The sequence below is a fragment of the Pseudoalteromonas sp. JC3 genome, from assembly GCF_030291895.1.
Classification (GTDB): Bacteria; Pseudomonadota; Gammaproteobacteria; order Enterobacterales; family Alteromonadaceae; genus Pseudoalteromonas.
Window position 1 is genome coordinate 1532058 of the sequence record NZ_CP127855.1, and the last position, 17785, is coordinate 1549842.

Annotated in this window: 14 protein-coding genes; 10 read left to right on the forward strand and 4 right to left on the reverse strand. The window is 43.8% G+C overall.

Going from position 1 to position 17785, the window contains the following annotated elements:
• The first annotated feature begins 46 nt into the window (after positions 1-46).
• From accD to purF, 5 genes are all read left to right on the forward strand, one after another.
• The gene (accD, locus tag QSH61_RS06185; RefSeq protein WP_010606271.1) at positions 47-922 is read left to right on the forward strand and encodes an acetyl-CoA carboxylase, carboxyltransferase subunit beta; all 876 of its coding nucleotides are present in this window, start codon (positions 47-49) and stop codon (positions 920-922) included.
• 26 nt (positions 923-948) lie between these two features.
• Complete coding sequence (gene folC, locus QSH61_RS06190) at positions 949-2205, forward strand: bifunctional tetrahydrofolate synthase/dihydrofolate synthase (RefSeq protein WP_102056437.1); 1257 nt, start codon at positions 949-951, stop codon at positions 2203-2205.
• A gap of 36 nt (positions 2206-2241) precedes the next feature.
• Positions 2242-2868, forward strand: coding sequence for an SPOR domain-containing protein (locus QSH61_RS06195; RefSeq protein WP_206471538.1), 627 nt, complete (start codon positions 2242-2244; stop codon positions 2866-2868).
• A 61-nt stretch (positions 2869-2929) separates the two neighbouring features.
• Complete coding sequence (locus tag QSH61_RS06200) at positions 2930-3424, forward strand: CvpA family protein (RefSeq protein ID WP_010369359.1); 495 nt, start codon at positions 2930-2932, stop codon at positions 3422-3424.
• An 18-nt stretch (positions 3425-3442) separates the two neighbouring features.
• Positions 3443-4975, forward strand: a complete 1533-nt coding sequence (gene purF, locus QSH61_RS06205) for an amidophosphoribosyltransferase (protein WP_010606274.1) — start codon at positions 3443-3445, stop codon at positions 4973-4975.
• Positions 4976-5060: 85 nt separating this feature from the next.
• Here the strand turns inward: purF and QSH61_RS06210 are convergent, their stop codons facing one another.
• Together QSH61_RS06210 and barA are read right to left on the reverse strand one after the other, a co-directional pair.
• A complete protein-coding gene (locus tag QSH61_RS06210; RefSeq protein ID WP_010606275.1) occupies positions 5061-5846 on the reverse strand; it encodes a MipA/OmpV family protein in 786 nt (261 codons plus the stop codon).
• A gap of 219 nt (positions 5847-6065) precedes the next feature.
• Positions 6066-8831 carry a two-component sensor histidine kinase BarA gene (gene barA, locus QSH61_RS06215; RefSeq protein ID WP_174168517.1) on the reverse strand — a complete coding sequence of 922 codons (2766 nt, stop codon included), beginning with the start codon at positions 8829-8831 and terminating at the stop codon, positions 6066-6068.
• A 78-nt stretch (positions 8832-8909) separates the two neighbouring features.
• Here barA and rlmD point away from each other — a divergent pair, with 78 nt between their 5' ends.
• The 5 genes from rlmD (at position 8910) to eno (ending at position 16610) form a co-directional block, all read left to right on the forward strand.
• Positions 8910-10229 carry a 23S rRNA (uracil(1939)-C(5))-methyltransferase RlmD gene (gene rlmD, locus QSH61_RS06220; RefSeq protein ID WP_206471539.1) on the forward strand — a complete coding sequence of 440 codons (1320 nt, stop codon included), beginning with the start codon at positions 8910-8912 and terminating at the stop codon, positions 10227-10229.
• A gap of 92 nt (positions 10230-10321) precedes the next feature.
• Positions 10322-12475, forward strand: coding sequence for a GTP diphosphokinase (gene relA, locus QSH61_RS06225; RefSeq protein ID WP_174168518.1), 2154 nt, complete (start codon positions 10322-10324; stop codon positions 12473-12475).
• Positions 12459-13283: a nucleoside triphosphate pyrophosphohydrolase gene (gene mazG, locus QSH61_RS06230; RefSeq protein ID WP_206471540.1), complete on the forward strand. Its 825-nt coding sequence runs from the start codon at positions 12459-12461 to the stop codon at positions 13281-13283. The genes relA and mazG overlap by 17 nt, the downstream gene beginning before the upstream one ends.
• A gap of 157 nt (positions 13284-13440) precedes the next feature.
• On the forward strand, positions 13441-15075 hold the full coding sequence (gene pyrG / locus QSH61_RS06235) for a CTP synthase (RefSeq protein ID WP_010369341.1): 1635 nt from the start codon (positions 13441-13443) through the stop codon (positions 15073-15075).
• A 242-nt stretch (positions 15076-15317) separates the two neighbouring features.
• Positions 15318-16610 carry a phosphopyruvate hydratase gene (gene eno / locus QSH61_RS06240; protein ID WP_206471541.1) on the forward strand — a complete coding sequence of 431 codons (1293 nt, stop codon included), beginning with the start codon at positions 15318-15320 and terminating at the stop codon, positions 16608-16610.
• A gap of 66 nt (positions 16611-16676) precedes the next feature.
• Here the strand turns inward: eno and QSH61_RS06245 are convergent, their stop codons facing one another.
• Positions 16677-16856 carry a hypothetical protein gene (locus QSH61_RS06245; RefSeq protein WP_102056442.1) on the reverse strand — a complete coding sequence of 60 codons (180 nt, stop codon included), beginning with the start codon at positions 16854-16856 and terminating at the stop codon, positions 16677-16679.
• A 101-nt stretch (positions 16857-16957) separates the two neighbouring features.
• Entirely contained in the window at positions 16958-17593 is a 636-nt protein-coding gene (mutH, locus tag QSH61_RS06250; RefSeq protein WP_235368090.1) for a DNA mismatch repair endonuclease MutH, read from the reverse strand.
• Positions 17594-17785: the final 192 nt, after the last annotated feature.

Below are 17785 nucleotides of genomic sequence, written 5' to 3' on the forward strand. Positions count from 1 at the left end.
CTGTCTTTACTGACGGAACAGAATAAAGCACGATAGAGAGTTGCAAATGAGTTGGTTAGAAAAGATCTTACCTAAAACCACTAAATCTTCTGGTAAAAAAGAGATCCCAGAAGGGGTTTGGGCAAAGTGTACAGATTGTGATTCAATCCTATACAAAGCGGAATTAGAAAAGTCGTTAAACGTATGTCCTAAGTGTGATCATCACATGCGCATTACGGCACGTAAGCGCCTTGAAAGTTTTTTAGATGATGCAGATCGTCAAGAGCTTGGCACAGAGCATGAGCCACAAGACGTATTAAAGTTTAAAGACTCTAAAAAATATTCAGATCGTATCGTTCAAGCGCAAAAGGTAAGTGGTGAAAAAGACGCTTTAGTTGCAATGAAAGGCCGCGTAAAGGGTATTCCTGTTGCTGCTGTTGCTTTTGAGTTTTCCTTTATGGGTGGTTCAATGGCGTCGGTTGTTGGTGCGAGATTTGTTGATGCAGTTAACGTTTGTTTAGAACATAACATGCCGTTAATCTGTTTCTCTGCATCTGGTGGTGCACGTATGCAAGAAGCACTTATGTCATTGATGCAAATGGCAAAAACAAGTGCTGCATTGGCAAAAATGAGTGATAAAGGCTTGCCATTTATCTCAGTATTAACCGATCCAACTATGGGTGGTGTTTCTGCATCATTGGCAATGCTTGGTGATATCAATGTGGCAGAGCCAAAAGCACTTATCGGTTTTGCGGGTCCACGTGTTATCGAACAAACTGTACGTGAAACCCTACCTGATGGTTTCCAGCGCAGTGAGTTCTTATTAGAGCACGGTGCGATTGACATGATCGTCGACCGTCGTGAAATGCGCGATACGTTAGCGCGTATTTTGGCGAAGTTTATGGACTTGCCTTCCACTGAACAAGAGCATAGAGTAGCGTAAATTTTTCAAATTGAGCTACTCAACTTATGACGGTTAAACAGCCTAGCCAATCATCAAGCCTTGATGATTGGCTTTGTTATTTAGAAGCAATTCATCCAGCCACCATTGAAATGGGACTTGAGCGTGTAGCGCAAGTTGCCGAGCAAGCCGGATTACTTGAGCCTTTCAGTAAAATTATTCTAATTGGTGGAACCAATGGTAAAGGCACAACGGCCAGGTGCTTGGAGTCGTTGTTGCTCGCACAAGGGTTTTCGGTTGGCACCTACGCTTCACCACATTTAGTGCGCTACAACGAGCGTGTCCGAGTGAATGGGGCAGAGCTTGAAGATCAGTATCATATCGATGCATTTAAATTCCTCGATGACACCCGCAAAGACACTCAGCTGACCTATTTTGAGTTTGGTACGCTTGGCGCGTTAAGTATTTTCAAGCGCTGTAAGGTTGATTATATTTTGCTTGAAGTTGGTTTAGGCGGGCGCTTTGATGCGACGAATATAGTCTCGCCATTTGCCTCTGTTATCACGACTGTTGACTTAGATCATAAAGAGTATCTGGGTGATACCCGAGAGCTGGTAGGCTATGACAAAGCTGGCATTTTCCGCAGTGGTAAGCCTGCAATCGTTGGCGATTTAAATATTCCACATACGGTTACAGACTATGGCGACGAAATTGCGGCAGATATGGTGTTATCAAAGCGCGATTTTTATTTTACCCCGCTAGATTCTCAGTTTAGATGGCAATATCTTGATTTTGATTGGCACTTCGACAAACCAGCCATTCCAGCACAAAATGCTGCGACAGCGTTAACGGTATTAGCTAAACTTGAGTTGCTACCTAGCTATGATGCAGTGAAGACTTGTTTGGCAAATTTGCAAGTGGAAGGTCGCTTTCAGCGACTCAATACCACGCCGCTAGTCTATACAGATGTTGCTCATAATCCAGAGTCTGCAAGATATTTGGCAACTAAGTTACAAGAACTAAAGCAAAAAGGGTTTAAAATTCATGCCTTAGTCGCTATGCTTGCGGATAAAGACAAAGCCAGTGTGCTGAAAGAAGTCACCCAATATGTAGATAGCTGGAGTTTAGCTTCACTTTCAGGGCCTCGTGGAGAGCGTGCGGAAAACCTTAAACCTTTGCTTGACCCAAGTTGCAATGTCACCTTATTCGATAGCGTTACAGCAGCACTTGATACTCAGCTCGATACCCTTACGAGCGATCAGGCATTGGTGGTATTTGGCTCGTTCTTTACCGTTGCTGAGGCAATGGAATACTGGCGAAAATAACCAAAGAAGATTTAACGTTTAGTAGAGAGTAAAGTTGTGAACTCAGTATTTATAAATCGCCTTGTTGGAACGAGTATCGTCGTGGTTGCTGCGGTGATCTTTATTCCAAATATCCTTGATGGTGAAAAGGTCCACTACAAGGAAGGATTTCAAGCGATCCCTGAAAGACCTGAGTTCAAAACCATTGATCTCCAAGAAAAAGTGGATGCGCAAGCCAAGCTTGCGCCTGAGTTGCCCTCTGAGCCGTTGGAAGATATTCACGCCGATGATGCAAAACTAGAAGGCACGGAAGAGACAACGCTAGCCAATACGCCGCAATCAGATACGTCACCTACACACGTTGAGGCGAAACCCGTCGCAACGACCGACAAAGTTGAGGTGGCGAAATTAACGCGTCCAGAGAGTGCTAACTTTTCAAAAATGGCCTATGTCATTCAGCTTGGTAGCTTTTCGCATAAGTCGAACGTCGATGCACTGACGAAGAAGCTTGCTGACAATGGCTTTAAAACCTTTACAAAACCCGTTAAAACCCCTAATGGTACACTGACAAAAGTGTTTGTCGGACCAGACTTAAATAAAGCTGAACTTGAAGCTAAGTTACCAGAACTAAAGAAATTAACTAAGTTAAATGGTCGTTTGACACAATTTGAAGTGACAAAATGATCTGGCATTTAGATGCCAAACCTTTTAGAATGCGCCCCACATTAACGACTTATTGGTTACTATGATCTGGGTTGATTACGCCATTCTTGGTATTGTTGGTTTATCGACTATCTTTGGCTTGCTTCGAGGCTTTGTCAAAGAAGCGATGTCACTTGTCGTATGGATCGGCGCTTTTTTCATCTCTAGTATTTTTTACCAATATCTCGCAACCTTCCTAACATTCATTTCAGAACCCCTTTTAAGAAATGCAGCCGCAATAGCCATACTCTTTTTTGCGACCTTGATGTTAGGCGGGCTTGTTAATTATGTCTTGAGTGAACTGGTTCAAAGAACAGGGCTCTCAGGCACCGATAGGATCTTTGGGATTGTATTCGGTGGACTTCGAGGTGTGTTGGTCGTTAGCGCCTTACTCTTTTTCCTTGATGCGTTTACCAGTGCACCAGACACGCAGTGGTGGAAAACATCAAACTTAATTCCTGAATTTGGCTTTGTGATAGAGTGGTTTTTCTCCTATCTTGAACATAACTCGAGCTTTTTAGATTCAGTAAACCGTTAATCGGCGAGGAAATTTTTAATGTGTGGTATCGTTGGGATAGTCGGAACATCTCCTGTTAATCAGGCGATTTATGACGGCTTAACTGTTTTGCAACACCGCGGCCAAGATGCGGCTGGCATTATTACCATTGACAACAATACGTTTAGCTTACGAAAAGCAAACGGTCTAGTGAAAGACGTATTTCATACAAGACATATGAAACGCCTACAGGGCAACATTGGTCTTGGTCATGTACGTTATCCTACTGCTGGCTCTTCAAGCTCAGCAGAAGCTCAACCTTTCTACGTAAACTCTCCATTTGGTATAGCCCTTGCACACAACGGCAACTTAACCAATGCAGAAAAATTAAAAGAGCGTTTGTTTACTCAAGCGCGTCGCCACGTTAATACTACGTCTGATTCAGAGATCCTGCTGAACATCTTAGCTCACGAGCTTGGCAAAACAGACAAGATGAAATTAGACGCGGAAGACATGTTTACGGCAGTAACTGAGGTTGTGTCTATTGTTTCTGGTGGTTACGCGAGTATCGCGATGATCATCGGCCATGGTATTTTGGCATTTAGAGACCCTCATGGTATTCGTCCGCTTGTGTTCGGTAAGAAAGAAACTGAGCGTGGCATGGAATACATGTTCGCTTCGGAGAGTGTCGCATTGGCAACGGATGGCTTTGAGTTTGTGCGAGATGTTGCACCTGGTGAAGCTATTTACGTAACCGAAAAAGGTGAGTTTTTCTCTCAGATCTGCGCTGCTAAAACGACGCTTGCACCTTGTATCTTCGAGTTTGTATATTTTGCTCGCCCAGATTCAAACATAGATAAAATGTCTGTTTATGCGACTCGCGTGAATATGGGTACCAAGCTCGGTGAGAAAATCGCGACAGAGTGGGGCGACAAAGATATCGACGTGGTTATCCCAATCCCTGAAACATCATGTGATATCGCACTTGAAATTGCTTCCGTGCTAGGGCTTCCTTATCGCCAAGGGTTTGTTAAGAACCGCTACATTGGCCGTACTTTCATTATGCCTGGCCAAGAGCTGCGTAAGAAGTCTGTACGTCGTAAACTTAACGCGATTGACAGAGAATTCGCTGGTAAGAACGTGCTACTTGTCGACGATTCGATTGTGCGAGGCACAACATCAGCGCAAATCGTTGAAATGGCGCGTGAAGCGGGTGCGAAGAACGTGTACTTTGCATCAGCAGCACCAGAGGTAAGGTTCCCGAACGTATATGGCATCGATATGCCTTCTGCATCAGAGCTAATCGCTCATGGTCGTGAAGTGGAAGATATCAATGCGAGTATTGGCTCGGACGGTTTGATCTACCAATCCCTAAGCGATTTGATTGCAGCCGTTGGTCAAGAAAATCCAGAGATCGTTCGCTTTGAGACTTCGGTATTTGATGGTCAATACATCACAGGTGACGTTGACCAGAACTACCTCAACCATATTGATGAGCTACGCAACGATTCGGCAAAGTCTAATCGTGAAGCCGCGATGTCTGCAAGCCTTGAGCTACACAATCAAGAAGCGGAAAGCGCCGAAAGCGACTAAACTAGTTGATGATGTGAATAAGCATTATGATAAAAAACCCAAGTTTAACTTGGGTTTTTTATTTAATTTTAACTCAGACAACAGCCTAAAATTGATAGACTAGGCCAACATAAGCGAGGTCACTGGTGTCTCTGTCTAGCAAAGGGCTATTGGCAATAACATCATCGAGTTTAGTTCGAGTTATCCCACCAACCAGACTGAGTTGTGTTTTTATCTGATAATGCGCAGTCAACCCTGCGGAATAATTCACAGCGTCATCAGCAGTTAAGTAGCGGAATCGGCCTCGGCTAATATCGATATTTTCACCAGTTATTCCATAGATATAATTAACATAATCAGACTGCTGCCATTCTACATTACCTACTGCCGAGATTTTAAATCCTCGACCATCGTTGTACAGTGGGATTGATACTGAAAAAGTAGCCGTGGTTGAATCTGAATTATCGGAAATATCACTGTGACCAGCGAGCGTAAACCACAGATAGGTGACGCCATAGTTAACCGTGACATCGCCATCCGGCGCGTCATATCCGTCAAAAATCTTATCTTCAGACTTTGCGTCTCGGAATACACCGTCATAGCCATCTTGACGATAGCCCAACCCAGAGTAGACAGATAAATCTTCAGTAATAGGAAAGCGGTAACCAATTAGGCTATCTTTGTTGATAAACCAATTTCCTTTTTGAATATCTATAATGGGAATTGAGATAAACTCACTGTCAATGCCTTTCCATGGCAAATCTGCAGCCGCGGCTCCTCCCCCTAAACGAACCTGCCATTCGTTAGATTTCGGCTCAATGGCATGACTAAAAGAAGCAAAGGTTAAAGTGAAGACGGCAGCAGACGTGAGTGCTGACTTGATTAGATACATACAGAATTCCTTTCGTAAGTTAAAAATTGCGAGAATTTAGAATGTAAGAAGTTTGTTACAAGACTTGGGAAAGTGCTGTTAGAAAGTGTAATAAATTGTCGGGAAACGTTGTTTGAAGTGTTATCTGTTTAAGAAATCGTTGTTGTCTTACATCCCTAATCTACTCGCCACTTCAAAAGGGTTTTTATAAAGTAGCGAGCAGATAGGTGTGTATAAGATTTAACTGGATTGAGTGAGATCAGAATCTGTTAGTAATACAGTTAGTCCATCAACCAGCTCAAATAGCTCAGGCTCGATATCACTGAGTGGTTTTTCTTGTTTTAATCCCGTTTCAATGATCTCAGCCAATTTCTTTAGGGTTGGTACGCCAGTATAACAGCAGGCACCGTGGAATTTATGAACTATTTTGAGCAGCGTCGGGAGATCCTCTGCGTCTTGTGCAGACTCCAACTGCTGCAACGTTTCGGGCACGCTAGAAAGCAGCATATTGAGCATTTCCAATGCTAAATCAGGTTTATTACCCGCTCGCTGTAATGCTAATCCCCAATCTAACATTTGGCTATTAAATGGCGGCACGCTGTGCTGATGACTCTCAATATTTTTTTGTCTCGCTACTGGTGAAGACGCGCTATGGTCGCAAATAATTTGCTTGAGCATATCTTCATCTATGGGTTTAGTCATATAGTTACTAAAGCCATCTTTAAGCAGTTGCTCTTTTTCGCCAGCAAGCGCATGTGCTGTGACGGCGATGATAGGGGTATCCTCATTTAACGACGACTCTCTTATGCTTCTACAGGCGCTTATACCATCCATTATGGGCATTTGAATATCCATAAATATCAGGTCGTATTTTCTTGATTTACATAAACTGACTGCTTGAGCACCATTATGCGCTGTATCTATTGCCTCTACTTGTTCATCTAACAATGTGCATATCAACTTCAAGTTAGCATCGTTATCGTCTGCAACCAGCACTTTAAGTGGCAGACTTGTGGCTTCGATTTCATTGGCACTCATGTCTGGATGGTCTAAACGATAAGGTGCTGCAAGCATTTCGCATAGTTTTCTGTGGTTAAGTGGCTTGCTTAAACAAGCGTCAGCTCCACTGCCAATAAGCGCCTCACGCATATTATGTGAGACGGTATTAACCATCAAATATAGGTAGTCTGCAGATCCGCGAGCTTGCTTGATGTAACTCTTAACGGTTTGCATTTGGTCGACGCTTGCCATAGATCCAATTAAACAGATATCGTAATTAAAATCTTGGCCTAAGGCAGTATCGAACTCTTCTTCGGTAAGGCAGCGAGTGACCTGCATTTCCCACGCTTGTAGTTGAGCTATTACCGCATAATGAGTATGCTCTTGTGGTTCAAAGTAGAGCACGCGTTTATTTTCAAGCGGCTTGCTTGGTAAGTTGTCGTTGTAGAGGCGGTTTGGTAATGCAAAGACCGCGTTAAATGAGAAACAGGTGCCATTTCCTGGTGCTGAGTTAAGAGTGATACGACCATTCATCGCCTCAACAATATGCTTAGTGATGATAAGACCTAGACCTGTGCCACCAAATTTACGGGTAATACTAGTATCGGCTTGAGCAAACGGCGTAAATAGTGCGTCTTGCTTATCCTGAGCAATACCGACCCCGGTATCGCTGACAGACACTAGCAACGAGGACTGAGATTCATCCATCAGACGGTGGTTAATATCCACTTTGACTGAGCCTTTTTCCGTGAACTTGATGGCATTACTGATCAGATTGGTCAATACCTGTTTAAATCGCGTAGGATCGCCAATTAAGTTGTCGGGCACTTGGCGATTAACAGAAATGGAAAACTCCAACTGCTTTTCGTGAGCGCTTGGCGCTAATAAGGTCATGACCTCATTGACGGCGTCGCGTAATTCAAACTGGATATTCTCCAGCTCCATAGCACCAGCTTCTAGCTTTGAAAAATCCAAGATGTCACTAATGATGGTAAGCAGGCTATTTGCAGATAGCTCTATGGTATCTAAATAATCTTTTTGGTGTTTATTTAATGGTGTTTTATAAAGTTGACGGGTAAAGCCTATGACACCATTGAGCGGCGTTCTAAGTTCATGACTCATCTTAGCCAAGAAATCCGACTTTACGCGGTTAGCATCTTGTGCCTCTTTTTTGGCAATATTGAGCTGAATATTCTGCGTTTCATACTGCTCTAGGGTTTCACGATAATCACTAGTTGCCTGGTCAATGTGCTTTTGCATTTCGTCTTTTTGATTGGCCATCTTTCTGCCAATAACGATCAAGCCTTGGCGCAAAAGCTCAAATTCACCCCGCATCGGCTCATTGATTGCGATGTCTTGTTTACCTTCGTTGAGCTTGTCTGTGGCTAAAATCAAATTGGCAATTGGTTTGGTTAGCATACGTGACAATCGCATGGCCAACATAACGCTAAGTAAAAAGGAGAAAATAATAACAATGGCACTCAAAATCAGCGCGCGTTGCTGCGAGATCAGTGCTTGGTCTTTACTGATCTCCACAACTAAAATCGCCAGCGTAGCCGGCTCTGCACTGTGCCAATCGGTTTTTTTTGCTAAATGGTTTTTAACTGGTGAATAAAACACAAAGGTATTTTTTAGTGTAGTGACTTCGGTGGTTTGTAGCTTTTGCACTTCACCAAAATAATGTAATTTATCGAATTCACTATGATAATTACTGGTAAGAATAAGCTGATTTTGGCTATCAAACAGCGCGATGCTTTTTACCAGTGGTGCATGTTTATTGTGTGCCTGGCTTAAAATGCGGTGTAAGTGCGCTTTATCTTGTTTTTCTATTGGGTATTCTACTGACATGGCAAGTGAATCTGCAATGCGATTTCCCTGACTTATCAGAATTTCCTCAAGCTCTACGTAGCGATTTATAGTAAAATAACCACCAAGTAGCAAGCCAACCAAAAGGGTTGGCAAAAGAGTGAGTAGTAAAATACTGTCACGCAGGTTTAATTTTGTCATAGGGTCAAAAAAGTGCAGAGAAATCTGTAACTAAGATTATCTTTTACCGACGTGATAAGCAAACAAATGAGGAACCCAATGGCACAGATTTTTCGTGCTAAGAAAGCTGCTAAGCCGTCAAAGCAAATAGAATTAAGCATAGAGTCAATGGATCATCAGGGGCGAGGTGTTGCTCGCCATGAAGGTAAGGTCTGTTTTGTGGCTGGTGCCTTGACTGGTGAGCGAGTGAGAGCACAGGTTGTACAGGCAAAGTCTAAACTGTTGGAAGCGAAGATGACCAAAGTACTTAATGCCTCCACAGAGCGTGTTAAACCGTTTTGCCCGCATTACCAGCAGTGCGGTGGTTGTAGCTTGCAGCATCAAAGTATTGATGGTCAGCTCAATGAAAAGCAACATGCAGTCGAAAAACTTTTTGCGCGTTTTGCCAACATCGAGCACTTACCTTGGCAAGCGCCGATCACCTCTATGGCGCTTCATTATCGCCGTGCAGCTCGTTTGGCATGCATTTTTGATAAACAAAGCAAAAGCGTCAAGTTAGGCTTTAGAGCAAGTCAGTCGAAGCAGATTATCGAAATAGCGCAGTGTGACGTATTGGTGTCGCCTTTTGATCGTATTGTTAACACGCTAAGTGTGCTTGCACAGTCGCTAAGTGAGTTTAGACTAATCAGTCATATTCAGCTTTGTCAGGCTGACAACTATAACTATGTGTTGTGTCGTCATACAAAGCCACTGTCCGCTGCGACTCGCGAAACGCTACAAAACGAGCTGGAAAATTGTCAGGTACTGTTTGACGATGGCGAGACGCCAGTTGTGTATTCCCAGTTGCCGCACTATCACCTTGGTGAATTTGACTTAACACTTGAATTTAAATTGAACAACTTTATTCAAGTGAATCAATCGGTAAATGAAGCAATGCTGCGCCAAGCGACAGACTGGCTACAGCTGAGTAACGATGAAAGTGTCCTCGACCTTTTCTGTGGGGTGGGAAATTTCTCTTTGGTGCTCGCAAAACAAGCAAAAAATGTGATTGGGGTAGAAGGTGAAGCGCAATCGGTTGCAATGGCTCAGCAAAATGCGCAAACTAATAAAATCAGTAATGTTCAGTTTCACTGTTTTGATCTAACCCAGTCGATTGCAGAGGCTGCTTGGTTCGACGCAAATCTGGATGTATTAGTACTGGACCCTTCAAGGCCAGGTGCACTTGAGGTTTTACAGCAGTTACCGTTGACGCAGTTTACCCGTATTTTATACGTGTCATGCGACCCAGTTACACTGGCGCGTGATTCTTTGGTAATAGCACAGGCAGGCTTTGAATTAGAGAAGCTTGGCTTAATGAATATGTTTGTCCACACGGGACATATCGAAACCATGGCGCTGTTTAAAAAGCAGTGTAAATAGCCTGAGCTATGAGGCCGTTATTGCCCGAGCATTAGGCTAGATAATTTACCCGAAAATGAGGCGGGTAAGTAATTTTAAGGAGGTATCAAAACATGGTTGCTACTCGGCAGTCGCATCAAACCACTTTGCCACTGGAGTTTGATGCGCGACTCACTATCTTAAACTTGTCTGAAGATCAAAGAGCATGGCTGCAAAAGGCCTATGAACTTTGTCCCGCGGATGAGTCAACGGAACATCTCAATAACGCCATCGAAATGGTAGAGATCCTTGCAGACTTAAATTTTGATAGCGAATCCTTAGCAACTGCGTTTTTAACTCCTTATTTTGTTGCTGGAAAGTTGTCCCTTGAGCAAGTGGAAGAAGCGCTTGGCAAAAATATCTCTCTGCTTTTAAGAGGGGTGGAGAATATGGACACCATCAGCACTTTGGCACACCAAAGCTCGGGTAAGGTACAAGTCGACAACATCCGCCGTATGTTACTTGCTATGGTGGAAGATGTGCGCGCTGTAGTGATTAAGCTTGCTGAGCAAATCTGCCATTTGCGTGCGGTTAAGAAAGCATCTGAAGAAGAAAGAGTCGTTGCTGCAAAAGCGGCTGCCAATATTTTTGCACCACTTGCGAACCGTTTGGGGATTGGCCAATTAAAATGGGAACTTGAAGATCTCTCTTTCCGTTATTTGCATCCGGATACGTATAAGTCTATTGCCAAGAAGCTTTCTGATAAACGCCTAGACCGCGAAGCCTATATGGAAAATATGGTTAATTCGGTGGCGCAAAAACTTGCGGATGCAGGCATTAAAGCGCAGGTCTATGGACGTCCTAAGCATATTTATAGCATTTATAAAAAAATGGCGCAGAAAAGTTATGAATTCGAACAGTTGTTCGACATTCGAGCGATGCGTGTGGTGGTAGATGAAATTCAAGATTGCTACGCCGCGTTGGGCATTGTGCACACCAGTTGGCGGCATTTAAACAAAGAGTTTGACGACTATATTGCTACGCCTAAGCAAAACGGCTATCAGTCTATCCACACCGTGGTATTTGGTCCTGAGGGCAAAACGGTAGAAATCCAAATCCGTACTGAGGCCATGCATCGGGATGCAGAGCTTGGAGTGGCGGCACATTGGATGTACAAAGAAGGTGCATTGCCGGGCAGAAACTCAGGATACGAGCAAAAAATTAGCTGGCTACGCAAACTGTTGCAGTGGCAAGAAGAAGTGGTAGATGGCAGTGAAATAGCAGATGAGCTGAAGAATCAGGTTGTCGAAGACCGTGTTTATGTATTCACGCCCAAGGGCGATATCTTTGATTTGCCACTAGGCTCGACGCCACTCGACTTCGCTTACTACATTCATTCTAATGTTGGACATCGCTGCATTGGTGCAAAAGTGTTTGGTAAAATAGTGCCTTTCACTTACACATTGCGCACAGGCGATCAGGTAGAGATTCTTACCCAGAAAAATGCTTCGCCAAGTCGAGATTGGTTAAACCCGTCGCTGGGATATATTCATTCTTCAAGAGCGCGCAGTAAGATCCATCACTGGTTTAAGCAGCAAGATAGAGACAAAAATCTTCAAGCGGGTAAGGAAATTTTAGATAGTCATCTGCAAAAACTAGATATTACCTATAAAGATTTAGAACCCGCGATTGACCGCTTTAACTTTAAAGAACTCGACGATTTAATGGTGGCGATTGGTGCCGGTGATATTCGTATCAATCAATTCCTGAACTACGTGCAAGATAAACCTGAGGATACACCTAAGTTAAAAATCTCCTCGCCAAAACACACTAAAGGCGACAAAAACGCAGTGGTCGTTGATGGGGTTGGCAGCTTGATGAGTCATATGGCGAAATGCTGTGAGCCGGTACCGGGCGATGAAATTGTGGGTTACATCACGCAGGGGCGAGGTATTGCTGTGCATCGCTCTGATTGTGAGTCGTTTGCTCATATTACGGATATACATCCAGAGCGTGAGATTGCAGTCAGTTGGTCAGAGGATGTTAAAGCGTCGTACGCCATTACATTAAAAATTGAAGCACACGACCGCCAAGGGCTGATCCGAGACATTAGCGCTGTGCTTGCCAATGAAAAAGTCAATGTGCTCAATATGAATGTACAAACCCAAGACGATAAAAACGTGGCGGTATTTATGATGAAGGTAGAGGTGGATGACCTTTCTGCTATGCATCGCTTGCTGACTAAATTGATGCAAATCGAAGGTGTTTTTGATGCCAAACGACTCTAAGCCTTCTACAGCAATGGGGATAGAGCAGCTGCTAGAGATTATGTCGCAGCTACGCGACCCAAGCACTGGATGCGACTGGGATAAGAAGCAAACCTTTAAAACCATTGTCCCTTATACGTTAGAAGAAGCACACGAAGTTGCCGATGCTATTGAGCAAGGCGACTTTGCTCACTTAAAAGAAGAGTTGGGGGACTTGCTGTTCCAAGTGATTTTTTATGCTCAGCTTGGAAAAGAGCAGGGGTTGTTTGACTTTGCTGACATAGTGCAAACTCTCAATGACAAATTAGTGAGACGCCACCCTCATGTATTTGAAAAGCAGGAAAGCTTAAGCGAAGCAGAGCTTGAGCAGCAATGGCACGCCATTAAACAGCAAGAAAAACAGGCACAAAAACAAGGGGCGTTCGCGGCAGATATTCCAAGCAGCTTGCCTGCATTATCAAAAGCCTACAAAATTCAAAAGCAAGCAGCCAAACTCGGATTTGACTGGCCAAGTTATCACGGCGCGTGGGATAAAGTACAAGAGGAAGTCGCAGAGGTGAGCGAGGCGCTGCAAGTTGATCCACGCTCTGAACATACAGCGGAAGAGGTGGGCGACTTGTTGTTTGCAACTGTGAATGTGAGCCGGCATATAAAACGAGATCCGGAGCAGCTGCTACGTCAAGCCAATGAGAAATTTAAAAATCGCTTTGTGCAAGTCGAAGCCGTTTTGAATGAGTCCTCACTATCACTTAAAGATGCGAGCTTGGAGGAGATGGATGGTGCTTGGGAGACAGTGAAACGTCGTCAACGCAGTAAAAACAGAGACTGATTTTACGGTTTGTTCGTTATTTTAAACGACCTCCTGATAAAATATATTACCGTGCTAAGTCATTTTTAGCTGGAATGACTTAGGTGCTTTTGCTATACTATCGCCCCGTCTTGATTCTTATTTAAATTCCAATTTTCCTGAAATTTCTAGGGTTCGCATGAGTACAAAATTTATCTTCGTAACGGGCGGAGTAGTATCCTCCTTGGGTAAAGGTATTGCAGCTGCTTCTTTAGCCGCTATTTTAGAAGCACGTGGCTTGAAAGTAACGATTCTAAAGCTGGATCCTTACATCAATGTTGACCCTGGGACCATGAGCCCTATCCAACACGGTGAAGTATTCGTAACCGAAGACGGCGCGGAAACCGACCTTGATCTTGGTCACTACGAGCGTTTTATTCGCACAAAAATGACCAAGCGTAATAACTTTACACAAGGCCGTGTATTTGAAGACGTGTTGCGCAAAGAGCGTAGAGGTGAGTACTTAGGTGCCACTATTCAGGTTATTCCTCACATCACAAACGACATCAAGCGTCGCGTGCTTGAAGGCGCGGAAGGCCATGATGTTGCTATCGTAGAGATCGGTGGTACGGTTGGTGATATCGAGTCACAACCTTTCCTAGAAGCAATTCGTCAGCTAGGCACAGAGCTTGGTCGTGAGAGCGCTTTGTTTATGCATTTGACGCTAGTGCCTTTCTTAGGCCCTGCGGGTGAAGTGAAAACTAAGCCAACCCAGCACTCTGTGAAAGAGCTTCGTTCAATCGGTATTCAACCTGATATTTTGATCTGTCGTTCAGATCGTAAATTACCAGCGAACGAGCGCGCGAAGATTGCACTATTCACTAACGTGGAAGAAAAAGCAGTTATCTCGCTACAAGACGTAGACAGTATTTATAAGATCCCTGCGCTATTGAAGTCGCAAGAGCTTGATAACATCATTTGTCGTCGTTTCTACCTTGAGCGTCCGGAAGCGGATTTATCTGAGTGGGAACAAGTACTTTATCAAGAGTCAAATCCTACTGGTGAAGTGACAATTGGTATGGTTGGTAAATACATCGAATTACCGGACGCATATAAATCAGTTAACGAAGCATTGAAGCATGCTGGTTTGAAAAACCGTTTAACGGTGAATATTGAATATGTTGACTCTCAAGATATCGAGAGCAAGGGCACTGAGTTACTTGAGCACCTTGATGCTATCTTAGTACCTGGTGGCTTTGGTAACCGTGGCGTTGAAGGTAAGATTTTAGCTGCAAAGTATGCACGTGAAAACAAAGTACCATACCTAGGTATTTGTTTAGGGATGCAAGTTGCGCTAATCGAGTATGCACGTAACGTTGCAGGTCTTACTGGTGCTAACTCAACTGAATTTGATCTTGAAAGCCCACACCCAGTGGTTGGTCTGATCACTGAGTGGTTAGATGCAGATGGTAAGATTGAAGTACGTGACCACGACTCTGATCTTGGTGGCACTATGCGTCTTGGCGCGCAGCTTTGCCACTTAAAAGAGGGCTCTAAGGTGCGTGAAGTATACGGTAATGCCGAAATCGTTGAGCGTCACCGTCACCGCTACGAAGTAAACAACAACTATGTTGCTGAGCTTGAAAAAGCGGGTCTGCAATTTACTGGTCTGTCAGAAGACAAGAAACTAGTTGAGATTATCGAGAATAAAGATCACCCTTGGTTTATCGCGGCTCAGTTCCACCCTGAGTTCACGTCAACGCCTCGTGATGGTCACCCATTATTTGAAGGTTTTGTTGCGGCGGCATACAGCCACCAAAAAGCATCTTCGTAATAAGAAAAAGCCGTGCTCTTGCACGGCTTTTTTGTTGCAGAAGGTTTTGCAATAGGCGCTAAGAGTAGTGTTTATCGCCAAACTTTTTCTTATCTGCCGGCGCGTCAATGTGATACGTGTAAATTCTTCACTTTGCGAAGCAACAGAGATAAGGCAAACTTTAAAGCGGGTTTATTGACCCTGAATTCGCCTGCGACAGAAGCAGTGCAACACACACCACTTTGGGAATAAGAGGAATCAAGATGTCAAAAATCGTTAGAGTGATTGGCCGTGAAGTTATGGACTCACGCGGTAACCCAACAGTAGAAGCGGACGTACACCTAGAGTCAGGTGCATGGGGCCGTGCATGTGCGCCATCAGGTGCATCTACGGGTACCCGTGAAGCACTAGAGCTACGTGATGGTGATAAGTCTCGTTACTTAGGTAAAGGTGTATTAACAGCGGTAAACTACGTAAATAACGAAATCGCGGCAGCACTTGAAGGTCAAAACGCGCTAGAACAACGTGCAATCGACCAAATTATGTTGGACTTAGACGGCACTGAAAACAAAGAAAAACTAGGTGCGAATGCCATCCTTGCGGTATCTCTAGCAACAGCAAAAGCAGCTGCACAAGACAAAGGCGTGGCGCTATACGAGCATATCGCAGACATCAACGGTACAGCAGGTCAGTACTCAATGCCAGTTCCGATGATGAACATTATCAATGGTGGTGAGCACGCGGATAACAACGTTGATATTCAAGAGTTTATGGTTCAGCCTGTTGGCGCAAAGAGCTTCCGTGAAGCACTACGTATGGGTGCTGAAATCTTCCATAGCTTGAAAAACGTACTTAAGTCACGTGGCCTGAACACTGCTGTTGGTGATGAAGGTGGTTTTGCTCCAGACCTTAAGTCAAATGAAGAAGCGCTAGAAGTGATTGTTGAAGCGGTTGCAGCAGCTGGCTACGAAATGAACAAAGACGTAACACTAGCACTTGACTGTGCAGCGTCTGAGTTTTATATCGATGGCAAGTATGACCTAAAGGGCGAAGGTAAAACATTCGACTCGGAAGGTTTTGCAGGCTTCTTGGCCGATCTTGCAGCACGTTACCCAATTGTATCAATCGAAGATGGCCTAGACGAAAGCGACTGGGCTGGCTGGAAAGTCCTAACAGATAAAATCGGCGATAAAGTTCAGCTAGTGGGTGATGATCTTTTTGTTACTAACACTAAGATTTTAAAGCGTGGTATTGAAGAAAGCATTGGTAACTCAATCTTGATTAAATTCAACCAGATTGGTTCACTGTCTGAAACGCTTGATGCCATCAAAATGGCGCAAGATGCTGGCTTTACCGCCGTTATTTCACACCGCTCTGGTGAAACTGAAGACGCAACCATTGCTGATTTAGCAGTGGCGACAGCGGCAGGTCAAATTAAGACAGGTTCACTTTGTCGTTCGGATCGTGTAGCTAAGTACAACCAGTTACTACGTATTGAAGAAGCGCTAGGTGAAAAAGCGGTATACAAAGGCCGTAGTGAAATCAAAGGTCAGTAATTAGCATTACTTGATGTATTGTAAAAACGCCAGTTTAGTTACTGGCGTTTTTGTTCCTAACGTTCATCACCAAACTTCACAATGTCCTTGGCCATATCGGAATGTCCAACAGACTTGAAGTGAATTACAAGTATCATCCATCGTTGCTGCTCCATTACCTCCAGCAACAGCTGGTGTCATCTTGGTCACAAGTATTTTGTTCACACTAAGTTCTTTAATCGATTTTTTGTTGAACTTTAATTTCATTGTCGTTTCCTTCTATAAAAAATATAAATGTTAACCAAATCCATACAAGATGTTGGTTGTGTTACATTTGTACTTTTTGTATAAAAAGTCAACAGGTGTTTTTAAGCACCAAACTCTTGCGCTAATATCGATTGAGTGAAATTGATTTTCAAATAAAAACCTCTTGGCAAAGTTTGCACTATTTTACCGTTAGGCCCAATTGCATCGGTGAGCGCTTTGGCATTTGCCGCTTTTGGCCTTATCTGCATGACTTCTCCAAGATGCCCTGAGATTTCCTCTACATGGCCCGTAGCGATTAACTCGATTTGCTCTTCCCAGTCTCTTCGTAACAATTGTTCTTGATGCGCGTCTGGCCGCCATAAGAAGCCGTGTCCAATAACCCTATCTATTAAAGGAATTTCTCGCTCGGCTAATATGGGTAGCCAAAGAACGTGAGCTAATTTCTTTTTAACACTCGACGCTTCCCATGTTAATCCTGTTAACTGAGTCAGCGGCACGACAGAAACATAGGTGGTCTCTAGCGGTTTGCCTTGATAGCTTATGGGCAAAGTCTTGAGTTCAACGCCAATATGCTCAAAATCAGGCACAGGCTTTGAGCCCGCGGTGGCACCTAAGGCCGCTTCTATGAGTTGTCCTACCCAGCCTTTCTCTTTGAGCAAGTCTTGTGGTGTTTTAAACGAGAGCTGATGAGCGAGTTCACCTAATGTTAAACCGGCTATGTTTTCAACACGCTGCATAAGTTCGCCCACAGAGCGTGGTGGTGTAACTGATGGCAAGCGATACTCCTGAGTCTATCCCCTAAAAACACGATTATAAAAGAAATCATGTGGTGAAGTAAGTTGGTTATTTTGCACTCAACTTAAGTGTGGTTTGTTATTTCAACATATGGTTAAAGTAATAACTTTATTATCTATATGATAAATATGAAG